Here is a 258-nt window from a genome sequence, read left to right on the forward strand (position 1 = left end):
GTAACAAAGGCCTGATTGATATACTAAAGATCAAATAGGAAATTGAGAATGCAATGAGCAACAAACGACTTTTATTTATTCCAGTATCGTCACCAGAAGGAATTGGTGAATATATGCGCTCGTTGTTGTTGGCTAATGGGTTGCTCGCTGAGTTTGCTGGGATGCTTGATATTCATTTTATTTTAAACAAGCACACAACTTACGCCGATGTTTGCCCCTTTGACACCACTTTACTTGAGAGCTCAGCAACCAAAGAAG

1 protein-coding gene is annotated in these 258 nt (G+C 39.5%); it reads left to right on the plus strand.

Annotation, left to right across the window (positions count from 1 at the left end):
- Positions 1-53 precede the first annotated feature (53 nt).
- A partial coding sequence (locus SB756_RS32055; protein ID WP_410913500.1) for a hypothetical protein occupies positions 54-258 on the plus strand: 205 nt, incomplete at its 3' end.

Source organism: Pseudomonas sp. SIMBA_068 (assembly GCF_046534705.1).
In the GTDB taxonomy this organism is placed as follows: domain Bacteria; phylum Pseudomonadota; class Gammaproteobacteria; order Pseudomonadales; family Pseudomonadaceae; genus Aquipseudomonas; species Aquipseudomonas putida.